The organism is Marasmitruncus massiliensis (assembly GCF_900186535.1).
In the GTDB taxonomy this organism is placed as follows: domain Bacteria; phylum Bacillota; class Clostridia; order Oscillospirales; family Ruminococcaceae; genus Anaerotruncus; species Anaerotruncus massiliensis_A.
The window spans coordinates 54,530-72,071 of record NZ_FYDE01000004.1 but is presented as its reverse complement, the minus strand read 5'-3'; the positions used below and the strand labels follow the sequence as shown (position 1 = coordinate 72,071).

13 protein-coding genes are annotated in these 17,542 nt (G+C 45.9%); 1 reads left to right on the top strand and 12 read right to left on the bottom strand.

The features are described from left to right. Window positions 1-158 precede the first annotated feature (158 nt). The 10 genes from C1A10_RS04285 to C1A10_RS04240 form a co-directional block, all read right to left on the bottom strand. Window positions 159-1,346 carry a DUF3800 domain-containing protein gene (locus C1A10_RS04285; RefSeq protein WP_101909082.1) on the bottom strand — a complete coding sequence of 396 codons (1,188 nt, stop codon included), beginning with the start codon at window positions 1,344-1,346 and terminating at the stop codon, window positions 159-161. A 269-nt stretch (window positions 1,347-1,615) separates the two neighbouring features. Further along, on the bottom strand, window positions 1,616-3,409 hold the full coding sequence (locus C1A10_RS04280; RefSeq protein WP_180950981.1) for a DUF262 domain-containing protein: 1,794 nt from the start codon (window positions 3,407-3,409) through the stop codon (window positions 1,616-1,618). A 318-nt stretch (window positions 3,410-3,727) separates the two neighbouring features. Beyond that, window positions 3,728-4,297, bottom strand: coding sequence for an SOS response-associated peptidase (locus C1A10_RS04275; RefSeq protein ID WP_101909080.1), 570 nt, complete (start codon window positions 4,295-4,297; stop codon window positions 3,728-3,730). A gap of 18 nt (window positions 4,298-4,315) precedes the next feature. Continuing rightward, entirely contained in the window at window positions 4,316-4,555 is a 240-nt protein-coding gene (locus tag C1A10_RS04270) for a hypothetical protein (protein WP_101909079.1), read from the bottom strand. Between the two features lie 6 nt (window positions 4,556-4,561). Continuing rightward, the gene (gene dinB, locus C1A10_RS04265) at window positions 4,562-5,809 is read right to left on the bottom strand and encodes a DNA polymerase IV (RefSeq protein WP_101909078.1); all 1,248 of its coding nucleotides are present in this window, start codon (window positions 5,807-5,809) and stop codon (window positions 4,562-4,564) included. Window positions 5,810-5,915: 106 nt separating this feature from the next. Beyond that, window positions 5,916-6,854 (bottom strand): non-homologous end-joining DNA ligase, encoded by a 939-nt coding sequence (gene ligD, locus C1A10_RS04260; RefSeq protein ID WP_101909077.1) that lies wholly within the window; start codon window positions 6,852-6,854, stop codon window positions 5,916-5,918. Continuing rightward, a complete protein-coding gene (gene ku, locus C1A10_RS04255; protein WP_101909076.1) occupies window positions 6,854-7,669 on the bottom strand; it encodes a non-homologous end joining protein Ku in 816 nt (271 codons plus the stop codon). Before ku ends, ligD begins: the two co-directional genes overlap by 1 nt. A 156-nt stretch (window positions 7,670-7,825) precedes the next feature. Then, window positions 7,826-8,632, bottom strand: a complete 807-nt coding sequence (locus C1A10_RS04250; RefSeq protein ID WP_101909075.1) for a helix-turn-helix domain-containing protein — start codon at window positions 8,630-8,632, stop codon at window positions 7,826-7,828. 298 nt (window positions 8,633-8,930) lie between these two features. Then, window positions 8,931-12,425: a hypothetical protein gene (locus C1A10_RS04245; RefSeq protein WP_145997697.1), complete on the bottom strand. Its 3,495-nt coding sequence runs from the start codon at window positions 12,423-12,425 to the stop codon at window positions 8,931-8,933. Between the two features lie 19 nt (window positions 12,426-12,444). After that, window positions 12,445-12,684 (bottom strand): AbrB/MazE/SpoVT family DNA-binding domain-containing protein, encoded by a 240-nt coding sequence (locus tag C1A10_RS04240; RefSeq protein WP_101909073.1) that lies wholly within the window; start codon window positions 12,682-12,684, stop codon window positions 12,445-12,447. A gap of 283 nt (window positions 12,685-12,967) precedes the next feature. Between C1A10_RS04240 and C1A10_RS04235 the strand changes: the two genes are divergently transcribed. Continuing rightward, window positions 12,968-14,206, top strand: coding sequence for an IS110 family RNA-guided transposase (locus C1A10_RS04235; protein WP_101909072.1), 1,239 nt, complete (start codon window positions 12,968-12,970; stop codon window positions 14,204-14,206). A gap of 109 nt (window positions 14,207-14,315) precedes the next feature. On the opposite strand, the gene C1A10_RS04230 is transcribed toward C1A10_RS04235, so the two are convergent. Both C1A10_RS04230 and C1A10_RS04225 read right to left on the bottom strand, forming a co-directional pair. After that, on the bottom strand, window positions 14,316-16,136 hold the full coding sequence (locus C1A10_RS04230) for a type IV secretory system conjugative DNA transfer family protein (RefSeq protein WP_101909071.1): 1,821 nt from the start codon (window positions 16,134-16,136) through the stop codon (window positions 14,316-14,318). Window positions 16,137-16,193: 57 nt separating this feature from the next. Further along, entirely contained in the window at window positions 16,194-17,501 is a 1,308-nt protein-coding gene (locus C1A10_RS04225) for a DUF7768 domain-containing protein (protein WP_101909070.1), read from the bottom strand. Window positions 17,502-17,542: the final 41 nt, after the last annotated feature.

Below are 17,542 nucleotides of genomic sequence, written 5' to 3'. Positions count from 1 at the left end.
GCTTTTTACAAATCTCAATCCAAGCACCTCATGCGAGGTGCTACACGCCATTAAAGCAAGATTTCTCTCGATAATTTCAATTCAATCCACTCACCTCATGCGAGGTGCGACCGATTGAAACGCCACAAATTAAACATTATAAGAAGTTCATTTGAGCCCTAATCAAAGTAGTTTTTATATTTTAAAAAAGCGGGGTCATTCAGCACATCCAATGCATTCTCAGTATTCTGTCTAATTAAGTTCCTACATATCTCAATTCTATGAAGCATAGGAGACACTATGGTATGTGTCTGATTAAGATACGTTGTAATATCTTCAACTGATATTGGTATCTTATACCCATGTGCACAACTAGCAAGAATAACCCCTGCGTCTCGCAAAGGAGCTATAATTCTTCGATATAAATAATTTGGACGGATTCTCGAATCAGCGTATTCTTCTAAGACTGACAATAACTGAGGCGATGAAATATAGTTATATGGATCAACGTTGTAGACTTGAAATATTAGGTGTTTTAACAACGCAATCTGTAGCTTTTTTTCAAATAGTTCGTTATACTCATATTTAGTAATAAACGATTTAGCCTGTTGGATGGCAAGGCTAAAAACAGTTTCGTCATATTGCGTGTTCTTAGAAATGGCTGAAGAAAAATATGGAATGGTTCTATTCGGAAAGTCTTCGATGCAAAGGATTTTACCCTTTAGCATTTCCAGATAATGTGGTGCATGGTCATCAATATATACTTTGTTTATTGTGCCACCAACTATATCAGCCAACTGAACTAGCAACGAGTCCTTACTGTCAGTATAATCAAAATCATATTCATTAAACAGATTCGCGGGCCGATGCTCTCGGACGTATTTTTTAAAGGAATCCTGAAATTCTGAAGTCCCTATTTTGTCTTCAACTATATTCAGTTTTGGATATGCATTATAAAGGACATTATATAAGCGCTGGTGAAGAAATTTAATGAAGGATTGCCTGTAGGAAGTAAGTGGGCTACCACTTATAAATGCCTGCTTATCTGCCACAAACAGAATTACTCTAAACTCGATTGGCAATAATTCTGCAACTATCTTACTTCTTCTTTGATAGTTGCTGCCAATTGCACTCGATTTCATTTCAGTTTGACCGAAGCCATTATTTAGCTTTACAACAGACACAGCAGCATGGAGTTTGTCAATATCAGAGTTTTTTACAACAACTGCACATAAGATATAGAACTTTGATCCTCCATTATTGAAATCAAAACCAAAGTTGCCACATTCATCTATATATGCGGTTCGGCCTGGCAAGGAAAATAATGATCTCTCTCGTTCAAGATCATTAAAAGAGATTTGCTCCATCTTGATCTCCTTTTGCCTATTTATTATTCTACTATTGGAAAGCGCAAGGGGTACCCCTTGCGCTATGCCTGTATAAACATAATGGGCAGCTCGCGTTTTCCTTGATACCTCCTATGCAGGGTATATGAACAACGGCCTTCTCGAGTTTGAGCATGTCATAAACAATAATCAGCAATTCGTTTCTTGTACCAATGGGGAATTAAACTAACCATATAGTTTAGAGTCGGACAAAAATAGAACTTTTCCTTTCATCTCAAATAACAAGCAAATTATACTGAATAAAATTTTTTATAAATCAAATTATACTGAGTGGGGTCTACTTCATCCACATCCGTAAACATTCTTTGATACAATTTTTTGTTATACATAACAGGTTCACCAAAATCTGTTTTCAAGACAATTAGCTGCTTTCCATAGTATAATGGAGTAAACATATTTTGAATAATATGTAGTTTATAAGCTGTAGGTATTGACAATGTATTCTGTATGTACTCTTTAAAATTATGAGTATATCTATCAATTGATTGGTGTAATGCTGCAGCTTCCGCTTCTATGCCTGTAATAAAAACTCTGTCAACTGTTTTATAACTTTCTCCATATACCTTTTTATAATTTTCTGCAGCTTCCAAATTATCTGCAATCCCTATTAAAATATAGCCTATATGATTAGGTCCTATATTATTTATCGCTGTTAGTGATTTTATAATTTTCTCCAAGCACTCTATATTGAACTTTTTTGCTCCAAATGTTGTAAGTCCAATTTTGTAATCATAAAAATTTTGTTCCGTTCTTGATTTCATGATTATACTTGTACATTGCATTGTCCAATCATCAACTGCAGGATCACTAACCCTTGCAATCGAGAAAGCGGGTCTAATTTTCCCAGAAATGAAAGATATTGTAGAATTCATTTTTACAACAAAACGTAGCTGATCTAGTGTATCATCAGAAAAAAGGTCATTTCCAATTCCTTTCAAATTTTTATATAATAATGTATGGTCAACAGCTTGCAAGTTTTCTTTATAGATTAGTGTATAAATGGCCATAAACACTGCTTGAAATGGATAAGCTAGGTCTTTCAATTTGGTAAAAGAAGTAAAAATGCAGTTTTTAACTGTGCTTTTATTCTCTTCTAATATTTCTTTTATTAATGAAAAAATTGTGTTAAATTGTGTTTTTATAATTTTGAGGGAAATTCTGTCAACAGCATCCTCGATTTTCGTCATTTCCAATGGAACTTTAGAATTAAGTGGGTTAGCGTCGTATCCGTAATATTTATTTAAAGTGTCAGCATTATATGCATCTCGATCTCCAGGAGCTAATATCATATTGGCTATAATAAAAGCAATTATTTCTTCATCTCGAGATGCTCTGAGCGCAGTTGTGTTTATTACCTCATGATTAATCCAAAAGATATTTCCGGTATATATACCATAATTTAATCGATGATTACTCAAACTAATGTTTGACATATTGTTTAGCAACAATATATCTTCTGAAATATCTCCACGTACTTCAGCGGATAATTCTCTTACCAAATTAGCAAATTTGCTATTTACCCCTACTTGCCTAAGTTCTTGAAGGGACAAATGCTTTCCTGTAGAATTAATTCTTTTGAATGCTTCTTCTATTCGACTCGAATTTTCAGTAAATATCGAAACAGGCAAAGGGTAATTTGCTATAGTTTTACATATGTCCGATGTTATTTTCCCTCCCTTTTGAAGCAGTTTTCCTTTGCGAACTAAATCAATTGTATCTGGCATTGTTTCGAGATCAAAAAAGCCAGACTTCAAACTATATTTTTGCTCAATAAGTGAACAAATCGCATCAAGTCTTTGCATACCATCAATAATTTCTAAGTTCCCATTATCAACCTCAGCGAGTAAAAACATTGGGACCGGTAAATTATTCATGATTGTATCAATGAAGTTGCGCTTTTCTTCGATTGTCCAGCAAAGTTTACGCTGATATTTTCTGTTAACAATTAATTTATTTTGAGTATATAAGCCAAACATTTGAGAGACACTTATTGATTTGATTAAAGGTTCATTTCCACTACTCATATTCATTACCTCTTTCTCTTACAGTATCAAATTCCATGCTATAATCTCTAGAAACATACGCTATTATCGAACTCAAATTATAGGTTCGCCTATGCCAATATCAACTTCCCATTATTGCTATGACTCGCAATTATGCAAGTATCATCAGAATTGAAATCCATATATTTACTATAAGACAACAGGCAGGTGAAAACAACCTAAAACTGGTAATTTCGACCATATATCCGAAATTCTTCTTCCCTGTTGTGCTTTCTGCCAATACAGGTTCATACAGACAACTGCCCCACATGTACAGTTCGTACATGTGGGGCAGCTATTTTATGCAACCGGCTGTTTTACCAGCATCGGCGGCTCTCTATTCAGAATTAGCACGGCAGCTGCTGTATTCTGCAGCCATAAACTTACATCTTCCTTCGGCAGCACCAGCGGCATTCGGTTGTGCACATCTGCAATGGATGTATTCGCGGCAGTCGTCAGGATTGTGAATCGTTGCTCTCCGGCAAAGTCATTGTACAACCCGGCCAGATAAAGTTCCGGAGCTTCCGGAAGCCGGAACAGGTATTTCTTTTTTGTCGTATCCCATTCATAGAAGCCTGTGGTCGGAATCACACAGCGCCGCTCTGACAGGCATCGCTTGAACATCGGCTTTTCCTGGGCGGTTTCAGCCCTGGCGTTGATGATCACACCCTTGTTCCTGAAATTGGGGAAGCCCCAGGACAGCAGCTCCGGCACTATATCGGATCCGGACGGCAAAAGAACAGGAACGAGATTCGTCGGATAGACTTCTCCGGTTTTCATGCCGGTTACCCCGCATTTGCGTTCCACCTCCGCAATGATATTGCGGATATCCTGGCTCTCTTCAGCCGTAAACTGGTATCTGCCGCACATACGATTTGCCTCCTCTTTTTATTGCTTGCCCTCAACAAACCAGTTCGGATTCTCAAACCACAAATAGGTTTGTTTCCCAAGAATCCGGCACAGATACCGGATGCCCTGGCCGCCCGCTTTCAGGCTTGCCGCCTGCCGCACGTCCAGCACACGGTCAACGGAAAATACGCGGCCATCCTCCCACTTGATTGCGGTCGGCTGCATGTTACCATCGACATCAAAATGTACGTCTACTTCTACATTTACTTTTCTTACCATTAATTATCAGCCTCCGTTCAAAAACGCAACCGGGTGAATCGTGTGGTCTTTCTTCGGGTCGAGATTGGAAAGTTTGGTATCAACTAAAGTATTCCCCCGCCGGACCGCAAAGTTGCCAAACCGCCGTCGAATCGTGTCCATTGCGCATTCCAAATCATTCAATTTCTGCGCCTTCAGTTCTTCCGGCAGCAAAGAGATTTGCCGGATGTCTGCGCTCGAAAGGTCGCAGGCACGCACACCAATGCTGCGGATCGGCTTACCATCCTTATGGTGTTGCTTATAGAGCATAAAGGCTTTATCCTGAATTACGGAGCAGACGCAGGTCGGAAAGTCCAGCTTTGCCTGCCGCTCATAGGAATAAAGCTCGTTGTCCCGGATACTGATCTGCACCGTAGAGCAGTTTGCCTGCTGTTCCCGCAATCGCGCGGCCACGCTCTCGCAGAGCACGGTCATAGTCACTTTTACATCCTCATCGGTTACAAGGTCGCGCGGCGTGGTCGTGCTGTTGCCGATGCTCTTGATTTGGATTTTGCTTTCTATGGTTGCAACAGGGGAGTAGTCTAGTCCATTGGCGAATCTCCAGATCATGACCCCGTTCTTGCCCAGCCATCTTTGAATCAAATCCGGATTTGCGTTGGCAAGCTCTCCGATCGTACAGATGCCATATCGCCGAAGCTTTGCTTCCGTCGCCCGCCCAACGTACAGCAAATCACTGACAGGCAGCGGCCAGACGATCTGTTTGTAATTCTCTTTTGTGATGACGGTAGTGGCATCCGGCTTTTTATAGTCACTGCCCAGCTTGGCAAAAATCTTGTTAAATGATACGCCAACGGAAGCGGTCAGTCCCAATTCAAACTTAACCCGTTCCCGAAGCTGATCGGCTACTGTCTTGCCGTCCCCGAACAGATGAGTGCTGCCGGTGATGTCCAGCCAGCATTCATCCAAACCGAACGCCTCTACCTGATCGGTGTATTGCAGATAGAGTTCTTTGGCCAGTTTGGAGAACCGCAAATAGCGGTCAAAGTGGGGCGGGACAAATACAATATTGGGGCATTTCTGCCGTGCCTGCCACAGCGCTTCGCCTGTCTTGACTCCAAACCGCTTCGCAATCATATTTTTCGCCAGGACAATGCCGTGCCGTTGCTCCACGTCACCGCCGACCGCCACGGGTTTATCCCGCAATGCCGGATTGTACAGACATTCCACGCTGGCATAAAAATTGTTCTGGTCGATATGCAAGATCACCCGCTCCACTTTTCCACCCCAATCAAGAACAATTGTTCGAAACATTTGTTCTTATTATATGCGGATATTTTGAAAAGTAAAGCGGAAAATGACACCAAAAGAAAAAAGGACGGCATCAGCCATCCTTTTCTATGCAATCCCCTGGTAATTTATCTACTCTTAATCCTTTGAACACCGGCTGACGAAGGGAGCCGCTCTCCGTCTTTTCCATATACTTCACCGTACAGACCAGATCCGGAGCAAGCCAGACAGCCTTCTCATTTCCTTTTGGGGCAGGGGAGAAAGGACAATCTGTTCTTTTTTGCTGTTGTATGAGCCTGAAATCATCACCGGAAATGCCTAAAGTCACATGCCCTTTATAAATGAGCTGATTGTCTCGATATTGGCCCAACACGATACTCACGACATTGCGTTCTTTTTCAATATAGCCGCAGACTACAAAATCATCGTCCTGCAGGTTTTTGATCTTGATCCAATCCTTTGTCCGCTTATCAAAATAATACCTGCTGTCTTTTCGCTTTGCTACGATGCCCTCCAAGCCGTTCTGTTCCGCAAGTGCATAAAAGGCCACGCCTTTTTCCTCGATATAACGGGATATTGCAAGGCGCGGGCTCTCATCGACGGTTTCCTCCAGCAGCTTCTTGCGTTCCATGAGCGGCAGATCGGTAAGCTGCTGCCCATCAAGGTACAGAATGTCAAAGGCGGTAAAGCATACCGGCAGTTTCGCCACCGCCATCTGAATCTTGAATTTATTGCTCATGAGCGACCTGCGCTGCATTTCAGAAAAGTCCGGTTTTCCGTTATTGATGACAGCAATTTCACCGTCAAGAATACAGCGTTTTTTCACCTGTTTGTGAATGTCTCTCAATTCTGGATATATAGAGGTTACCATTAAATTTCTCTTGTTGCGCAAATCAGTGCGCACACTATCAAGATAAACCACCGCGCGAATCCCGTCCAGCTTGAGTTCATAAATGTAATCCGGCGAATCAAAGGCGTCCCGCATCTCTCCGATCAGCATGGGCTTGACATTGCGCTCTTCAAAGATGCCCATTATGCGCCCTTCTTAGGCCGCCCGCGTTTGGGCTTTTCCGGTTCTATTGAAGATGCAGGCTTCGTCTGCTCGATGGACGCTTTCAGCGCGTCCATCAGGCTGATGACATTGCCCGCGCTTTCCGGCTGCGCGGCAACAACCTCTTTCCCGGATATCTTGGTTTCAATCAAGGCACGAAGCTTGTCCTGGTATTCGTCCTTGTACTGTGACGGGTCGAAAGGTGTGTCCATAGAGCTGATCAGCGTCTTGGCCATTGTCAGCTCCTGCTCAGAAACTTCCGGTTTGTTATAGGACTTTTGCAGCCCCTTAATGTCGTCTGCATAGAACATCGTCGAAATCAGAACGCCGTTTTCCCGTGGGATAATTGCCATGAGCGTATCGCTGGTTCCGAGAACTGTCTTGCCAATCGCAATTTTTTGTTCACTCATCAAAGCAGCGCGCAGCAGTTCAAACGCCTTTTCGCCGCCGGCCTCGGGTACGGCCTGATAGGTCTTATCATAGTAAACAGGGGATATCTGGTTTAACTGCGCAAAGTGCAGAATCTGAATGGACTTTTCCTTTTCGGTTTTAATCTTCTCGATTTCCTCGTCCGTCACCACAACATACTGGTCTTTATCGTACTCATACCCCTTAACGATGTCGCCAGAGGTGATCTCCTGACCGCAATGGGCGCAGGTTTTTTTGTATTTGATCCGCGCATGGTCTTCTTTGTGCAGCTGGTTAAAGTGGATATCATTATCCTGCGTGGCCGTGTACATTGCGATTGGGATTGCGACCAACCCAAACGATATGACGGATTTGTGCGAGACTGCCATACGGTTTCAACTCCTTTTTCCCTAGTATGGCTTCCCCGGGCAGCGATATAACTTGTTTTCTGCAAAAAGAAAAAGGGCAGTTGCCCTTTCATCCGTGGAGTCAGAACAGTCTTGCAAATTTTTTATCATCCGCATTGTTCTATCTATTCCACTAAGCTATGTAGAATCTAAAGCTATTCTTTCTTTTGCTGTAACTGAGATGGGTATAATACCTGCTCTGCCAAATCTGAACCACCTAAAATAAGAAAACAACTTGCATCTTCGTTTCTTCTTTGCCCTCTTGAAATTCTCATCTAAATGCGCTACACTGCAAATAGACGGTATCCTTGCAATACGCCTTGTGGTGAGGGCAAAAGCTGGATGACGCATAAGAAAAGGACGCATTGCCGTGCGTCCTTTTTGCTTTGCAATATGAGGTTTGTAGTTCAGCAGCGGCACACAGTGCCTGTTGCAGTGATAGCCTTGCTTATGACGCTGGTGATACTTCCGGAGTACGCCGAGCCGGTGCAGCTCCCTGATTTTCGCGATGATGGTGGTTCTAGACAGCCCCAGCACCTTCTCCATCTTGCGCAAGCTGGGGAAGCCCTCTCTGGAATGATTGTTGATACATTTGGTTATGTACAGATAAACCAGGAAACTCGCAGCATCCAGTTTATACTTCCAGATGTTGCGTTCCACTTTAAACTGGCCGCCGCCCACGCGAGCCACATGGTAGCCATTTGCAGCCCTGCTGCCATCATACCGGTACCGTTTTGCCTTGCACAGCAAGTCCTTATTCTGGAGGTCTTCCAGCGCGCGATAGATGGTGCGAACTGACAAACCCGTCTTGTTGCTGATTGTGTTCGCACAGCATACGGCAAAAGAAAGAGGATTGCGGAAACTGCGCACTGCGCAGAAAACAATAGCTTCAGCTGGAGATAGGCCAAAGCTGAACAGCTTGTTGCCAATGCTGAAATAATTCATTTTGTTACCCCTTTCTTCTTAAAAATAACCGTGGCTTCAGACCGCGGTGAACACATAACCGTTAAATTAGCGTTTCCCCTCGCTTTCCTCTAACCTTCTTTTTAGAAACGCAATGTCTATATTTTTTGTCTGAATTGTTCGTTTTAGGAGACGTGTATAAAAGACGAGCAGAAGCATCAGGATGGTTTCCAAAATCAGCAAATAAGTCATTCAGTTTTCTCCATTCTACAAAATAAGACGCATCATAACACAATCCAAAGCAGGCGGAAACAGTTTTGTTCCCGCCTGCCCACGCTTATTATTTTTTCGGGATATTCGGCAAGCAATACGCGCTCTGTTTGTGCTGCCTGCGCACCAGAAGAACGATCATCACCATCAGTGCCAGAAAGCAAAGCAAGGACGCCACAACAGCCGCCGCGCCCGGCCTGTTAGAACCTGCAGAAGATCTGCGGATGGTTTCGGGAATTACCTGCTGAACGTTAGCAGCCTGTGCCGGTTGTTCTTTGTGCTTCAGCTGCTGTCGGCGCAGCAGTCCCTCCAGCTGCTCGCGCGGATCCGCCGTACTGCCACTTTCGGAATCTGCAGAATTTTCTTTTGCCGGAGTAACCTGCCCCGCATAGAAATCCTGTTTCGCTGTCGGATTTGTTTTCTCCGCTGCCGGTATTTCTGAAACAGGCTCCTCCTCGATCGGTTCGTCGCCGGACAACTGGATGCGCACCTTTTTGTAAGTCATTCTGTCGTCACTGTTTACGGCGATGACCTGCAAAAGTGTATCGTTTTCCAGCAAAATAAAGTGAGATTTTGTAATGTTCTCTTTGTGGCCGTCCCAAACGGCGACTATTTTCTCAATCTCGCATTCACTGTCCTTTGCGGAAATGCCAATGCGGTACTGGCCATCGTCCTGCAGAACCGGTTCCGAGATAGAGATCGATGTGGTGGAGCCGGAGCCGCCGCTGCTATGATGTCCGCCACCACCGCTTCCAGTGTTTCGAGGGACTTGACGTACCACTGGCTGAGACAGATCCCCTACGTCATCCGCCGCCTGGCACTCCAGATACTCTGTCCCGGACGCCACCTCACACTCTATCGGATTGCCCTCATGGAAAACACCATTAACGTAAATACCGAGAATGGAAGCATTGAGCCGTGTCGTATCCGCGCGTACCCGTGCCAGCCTGTTGCCATTCAGGAACTCAACACTGGTCACCGCGATGGTATCCACCACTTCACTCCAGCCGGGAACACGTTTTGTGACAATCTCAGAGCGGTCCCCTTCGTTGTTTACCGCCTGCACCTTCAGGTATTGGCTGTTGTCAACAGGAATTGTGTAAGTGACCGGATTGCCCACGATTAGCTCATCATTACAGTAGATGCCGGTGATAGATGTCCCTATCTCATTGGTAGCAGCAGCAATTGTGGCCATTTTGTTATCATCTGAAAAGGCCACTGTTTCAATTGTCACAGATTTTCTGCCCGGTACATGCTCCCTTCGTATTTCGGATTTATTTCCCGCATTATCTTCTGCCTGCAGCCGCATGACTGCAGTATCCTCCAATACTTCCCTAATGACGGGATTGCCTGCATAAAATTCCCCGTTAATGTAGACGCCCTTGACGCCTTCCCCATAGGTTTCGTCGCTCATACGGATGGTTACGACAGACAGGTTGTCTGTGAATTCCACGGAATCAATGGTGGGCGGGATAGAGTCTACATAATCGATAACCTGAAACATTCTTGTGAATTCATCAGATTTCGCACCGGACATATTCGCTACAGTCAGCGTATATGTATAAGTGCCTACCCCAAGGCCATGTGCATCAAAATCTGTGGTAGGTTCACTTTCTGTGCTGACAATTGAATTATCCTTTTTTAAGGTCCACTGAACAGAAGTTAGCGCCTCTCCACTCGGGTCATAGGAGTTATTGATAATCTGAAGTGCATCATGTATGGTGATCACATTTGCACCAAAATTGAAATCAGCTACCGGCATGTTTGACGATGACGATAAATACTTGACCATAGGGTCACTCCATAAGCCCTGCTCATCTTTGACTCGTAGTTGGATCTGATAAACCTTGGAGGGATCGAATATGGCCAACTTGCCTTCTGTCCAAGTAGTAGTTGTACTTTCACGATATGACCACTCTTCTTCGGCAATGCCTGGACCAAACCCAATATTCGAAGTGGTATCCATATCATATGAATTAGTGTAATATGTAACTGCATTGTCGGTACCAATCATAATACTGAAACTGGCTAAAGGTTTGCGATGTACGAAAACTTCTTTAACTAAGGCATCGGCAAAATAAATTTTGTATTTACCAATTTTATTAAAAGTGCTTGGCATATCCTTTTGGTAGACATCAGAACCACTATATTTACCCATGTTATAGGCGAAATAGGTATAGTCATGTGCAATTTTCCAACGTCCATTTGGATAATTTGGCGTAGCAGTATTTGATTTTAAATTACTTGGGTTTACTTGTAGTTTAATGGGTTCCTCTACTACTACATACTGCTTTGGCTGATAACTATTAATAACACTTTCAATGTAGGCCGCCGTCTGGATAATCGCGTTCATATAATTACTATTGTTTATAAACATTCCATTTCCATTGTTTTTTGCAATATAATCCTCATTCGAGGCCTGATTTGCACTGTTTCCCCACGAAATATAATGAATGTTTTCATTAATGGTGCGCATCAAGGTCTGTGATAAGTCATTACTATTTTTGAAGTCCGATTCAGAATAATCGTTAACATTGACCAGCATCTTTGTTGAATTATCACGCCATTCAGGGGTCTTCAAAACATCTGACAGGGTTTTTACATTGGTTTGAGTCAGGTTTATGTTTGTCAAGCTGAACTGCCCGATTCTTTCGCAGTTATGCGAATAATGATCAGAAAAGAAACCAAATCCATTGCCGTATCCGTCTTCTGTTGTGATAACCTCTGTACCGCTCAATCCTCCTCCACTCACTGCTATACTATCCTTGCCAACCTCTACAGTTAATTCTCCCGACTGGTCAATAGTAAGGCTTTTAACAAGTGTTTTTGTTATGTTTGTATCATTTGCACCGATGCTATAAGAAAAAGTCCATATAGCTCCATTGGCTCCACCTGCCGCACTGACCCAGGATGAGTTGTTGCAGCTAATCATATATCCCGTCAAGCTGTTCCCGTTTCTTTTCACCTTTAAAAGCATACCACCTGCGTTGAAGCTGTCTCCAAAATCTATGTTGTATCCAAATGTAAATTTTTGATGATAGTCATTTGTCGGAAAAGTCCAAATAGCATTTTTACCTGCATTCGACGTATTCCCATTCATAACAACATTCTGTCCGTTTCCGGTAATTGAAATGTTTCCAATTGATGAACTCACGTCTTTTTGCCAATTAAATGCTGTAGACACATTTATTTCGGCAGACTGAATCTCATTCACCAGTATATTTCCAGTATTATAGCCGTCATCATTCAGCTGAGAAAACAAGTCCTCTTTAAATGATTTTGTTTCTAAATCTGAGATACCTTTTGCAAGATATACGTCGACAATGGGTTCATTAGAAACATCCACCTGAACTGTTTCATTGACAGGTTCGTTGGTACTTTCTGCCCAAGCAGTTATTGGTAACGATATGCATAGTAATAACGCCATCACTACTAAACTAATCAATGACTTGAATGGTTCATGTTTACGCATATGTTGATCTCCTTTTACATCAAAAGATAAAAACTGAGGCAGGGACAGTGCCGCCATCAGCAGCACTGTCCCTATCTTTTTCACTCTATTCACTTATCTTACCTCCTTGCTGTCATTCAAGTTCCTTTGCCCGTTTCAGGCAGCTTACACAGATGTCCTTGCCCTCAATCCGGCGCAGTTTGTTTACCTCGCGTTCCCCACATATGGCGCACCGGCGCGCGGGAAATTCTATCCGCAGGGAATCTTCCTCGATGCTCATATGCACCGTGTCGCCTCCCCTGATGCGCAGCCTGTGCCGCAGCTCCGCCGGAACTGCAATCCGTCCCTGTCCGTCTACCTGTTTGTTGATCATAAGAATCCTCCTGTTACTATAGATATTGGTTGATGACATGGCATCCAGCCATGTCTTTTTCCATCTTGTTGCCTAAGCTGTTAGAATGAGAGGACAATGGGTCTGACGGGCACCTCCAAGGACTTTGCGTCCGTAATTTAGTCAGTTAGCCATCCTCTCGTTCGCAGCGTTCGATTTGTGCAGGTAGAGCCGCCATTCGGTGCGTTCGTGTCATCAAACAGATAGAATCGGTAATGAGGAAAGGGTGGTTCGCCAATTGTAAATCTGTGATGGAAGTGTTTTTATGAACGCAGTGGGAATTGATGTTTCCAAGGGCAAAAGCATGGTTGCTGTTGTCCGACCCTTTGGAGAATTGGTGGTAAAGCCCTACGAGGTACGCCACACCTCCAGTGAACTCAGGGAGCTGGCAAACTCGCTAAAAAGTCTGGAGGGTGAAACGCGTGTTGTTTTGGAGCATACCGGACGTTATTATGAGCCTGTGGCGCAGATGCTCCATGATGCCGGAGTTTTTGTCAGCGCAGTCAATCCACTGCTCATCAAGGAATACGGGAACAATTCTCTGCGCAAAGTCAAAACAGATAAGGCTGATTCTTTAAAGATTGCACGGTACGGTCTTGACAATTGGGTTGAACTGCGAGAGCATACTTCTATGGATACAATTCGTTACCAACTGAAAAGCATGAACCGGCAGTACTGTCTGTACACCAAAAACAAGGTTGCCTTTAAGAACAATCTGATTGCGCTTCTTGACCAGACCTACCCCGGTGTAAACGCTCTTTTTGACAGCCCTGTCCGTACGGATGGGAGCCAAAAGTGGGTGGATTTCGCCGCGTCCTTCTGGCATGTTGATTGTGTACGGAGCATAGGGGAAAGCGCATTTGTGGAACGATACCACAAATGGTGCAAGAGGCACGGCTACAACTTCAATGCCACCAAGGTAGCTGAAATTTATGCGGATTCCAAAGAATTGATTGCTATGCTGCCGAAAAATCCACTATCTAAAGTGATGGTGCAGGAAGCCATTAACCAGCTTAACTCCATCTCCAAAACGGTCGAAGTGTTTCGTTCCGAGATGAATCAGCTTGCCGAGCAGCTTCCCGAGTACCCTGTTGTGATGGGCATGTACGGCGTTGGAAGCTCTCTTGGCCCACAGCTCATGGCTGAGATTGGAGATGTGCGCCGTTTTGCCCACAAGGGCTCTCTGACCGCTTTTGCAGGAGTGGACCCAGGTGCAAACCAGTCCGGTACATACGAAGCCATAAGCACTCGTTCCTCAAAACGCGGTTCGCCGGAACTACGAAAAACACTCTTTATGGTGATGACAGTTCTTTTGCAAAAGGCTCCGCCGGACGACCCGGTCTTTCGATTTCTGGACAAAAAGCGTGCTGAGGGAAAGCCCTATTACGTTTACATGACCGCCGGATGCAACAAGCTTCTACGCATTTACTACGGCAAGGTGAAAGAGTATCTGAACGCCGTGAACGAGCCTGTGGATATGGATTCAACCGGCCTTTCTCGGTAGCGTACTGCCAACTTCAGGTCAGCGCTTCGGCGGTGGCCTTTTTGTGTTGCTTATTTTCCTTAACTTGTTTTTTCTCTTAACCTATTGACTTTTTATTTGCAGGCTAAATTTAATCAAATTGTCCTTTCGTCACTGTGTAGGTGTTCCGTTTTGCCAGCTCACGGATCTTATCTGCAGACAGATACGCGATCCCGGTCAGCTTTGCGCCCCCCGGCGCGGGATAATAGTCCTCATATTCCGGCAGATAGTCCCAATACAGCGGAAGCTTTGTCTGCGCGGACAGCCCGCCCGCTTTCAAAACAATAAAATTGCCTGGAGCGAGGTGCATTATCTCATCCTCGGTGAGTAACCGCCGTCCCATCATTTGCAGGGTCTGCTGGTTGCCCCTGCCCTTACTCACGCTGCCGCTCTGAATAGTCTTGCTGCCTAGCGCCTTGCTGAGCGTTTCCGCCGTTTTGCCAGAGTTCGGGGAAACATAGGTGGAAACCGTGATCTGGCAACAGTCCTTGATGATGTCCGTCATCTGGCGGCTGTAGCTTTTCTCCATCTGTGCATAGGATTGGAGCGCCAGCAAAAACCGGATACCGCGTGAACGCGCCGCGCTGAGCAGCACATCAACGTCCTTGATCGGCGGCATGTTCCCGAATTCATCCCAGAAAGCCAGCACCTTACGGTCAAGCGTCAGCGTTGGACTGGCATCCGCCTGCTCGATCAGATCGTTCATGAGATACCGGATAAACAGCGCGGCAAAGAAATGCCGCGTCGTGTTGCTGTCCGGGCAGACGAGGAAGATCGCGGTCGGCTCACGGATAAAGTCGATATCATTGAGTTCCGGAGAATGACTGCAGACCATTGGCTCCAGCTCTGCGTCGATGAACTGCACGAGCTTGCCGAGCGCGGAAGAAAACACGTTCATGGAGGTTCTCACATCCGCGCTCGTCGCGGGGCCGACATAGTTCTTGATGCGCTCGTTGTCAACATATTGGAGCAGCTCCTGCAGGCGGCTCTTTTGAAGGGCGGTATTGCTGTCCTCCGTCAGGCCGTTCAGTTCAATAATGAGCCGAAACACGGAAATGATGTGCCGCTCCTCCGGTTCTCCGTATTCGCTCACTAACAGAATCATGCCGGTGAGCAGGCCCTTGGAGGTTTCAGTGAAGTAGCTGCCTGAATCGCTTTTCTGCGTTTCTCCCATGTTGTCCACAATGGACGACGAGAGGATTTTTGCGTACCGCTCCGCACGCCCGTAATGAAGCAGCCGTTCCTCGTCTGTTTCTGCGGCCTTGTAGCGGTCGATATGCCGGTTGATGTTGTGCATGAGATTAAAGCAAGCACTTTTCAATGGTTCCGAAAAATTGAGGGACAGCACACGGTAGCCGCAGGCTTGCAGAAATGAACCGCACTTGAGCCGCAGTTCACCCTTGCAGTCTGTAAGAATCATGCTCGCGCCTTTGCCTTTGGTATGTAAATTCACCAGCGCGTTGTAAAAAATGGATGGGATGTACAGCCGTTTGGTTTTACCACCGCCCGGCGGGGCGACCAGCAGAGCGCTGGCGTCGCTGGCATCCGTGATCCAGCGATGCTTTTCCCTGCCCAGCACAAAACCCGGAACCTCTTCACGCTTCTCCGGTACCAGCTGGTACTGCTCCCGAATTTCTTCTCTTTCCGCCCAACGTGCCGTACCATGCTGGCCATTCCCGACTTTCTTGGCCGAAATGTCCATGTTGATACTAAAAATAGGCAGACTTGCAACCGCAACTCCGATCGCAAGGGCAAAAGGTAGTTTGTAATACCACGCTTTGGGTATCTCGCGCAAACAGGTGGAGAAGGTCGGGCTGTCCATTAATGCACCAATCCCGAATATCGCGCTGAACAGCAGATACCCTGCCAACGCTGCAATTACGCCTGCCAAAATCCTTTCCCGTTTTTCCATATTGTTAAGCACCGTCCTTTTTGTTTTTCCATGGGCTTTGCTGAATGGTATCACCGCCTAAACTATGTCCTGCATAAAATTTCGGTTGGCCTCTCTCTGCTGCTCGGTCAGCTGTTCTTTTTTTGCCGCTTGTTCCGGAGACAGCTCCAATCCCTGTCCGCGCAGCTCGGCGGTAAGGTGCTCCGAAGTGAATTGCTCCATGCGCTGCACACGGGTCATGCAGCCCTCCAGAAGCCCCATATTTCCAAGCAGCGCGCTGCAGGAAAGCTGCTCCGGAGATTCCCGCAGGTTTTCCGGAACACCAAACCTGCTTTGCAGCAAAAAGGAAAGGCAGCCCGCCTCAAACAGCCGGACATCCTGCGGCTGTCTGGAGCTTTGCTCCACCAGCCCGTGTCCGAAGGCGGCACAGAGCGCGGCCAGCTTTTCCTCCGGATGCATCCGGCTGCTGATTGCAATATGGGAGCCTTCATTGCGCCAGCCGCCGAGCAGGGCCAGCGTGGTTTCATCACTTTCTTTCACGGAGAAGCCGGTTTTTGAAACGCTTTCCCTCAATCCGTTGTAGACTTGTTCGGGTGTCAGAAAGCTGTACATTGTTTCACCAATTACCTGGTCGTATTCGCGCGGAGGGCAGCTCGTCTGCGCAATGTCGTAGACAAATCCGGCACGATAGACCGTGCGGCTTTGAACGGCAAGCGTCCCCGCCCGGATAGCGGCACGTTCAGCCGGTGCAGCTGTGTTTGCGTCCACCAGTCTGCCGTTTCGAAGAAATCCTGTCTTTTCCACCGGCATCCACACCTTGATGCTGTTGCGAAAGTCCTTTACCCGGTAACCCATCTTGCGCCACTCTGAAATGGTGGCTACCTTCTGCGCGCCCGGAGCCTGCGTCCGGATTGCGGTCGCGTTGATAACCCCGCAGCCGCCGTACCTGCCTGCAAGATGAACCAGCTGCACGATTCCTTTTTCGGTCTTGGTCAATTCCTCCACAGTTTGCTGCGTATGCTGCTGCAACTCCCGGAAGGTATTGTCCTGAGATGCGGGGCGTTCCGTAAAAAAAGATTCCGGCTTCTCTTCCACCGGAATCCCTTTCTCTTTCGCCAGGTTCATTTCCCCGCGCATGCCTTCGCTGATCCGGTCGCCGCAGGCCCACATCCGGCTGCACTTTTCCAGCATTCGCAAACCGATGTCCAGCGCCGCCGCCCGTTCTTCCGCAATTCCGTCATTGAACAGCCCCTGGTACATCACATGTGGGGCAAGCGGGATATACCCTTCCCGGATGGCTTTCTCACAATACCGCATTGCGTTCTGGATGTTCTGTTCCACGTCGCCGCGCAAAGGGGACGCGATATATAACAGTTCTCTTGCCATTTTTACAACCTCCATTCCAACAAAAAACAGGCAGCGAAAAT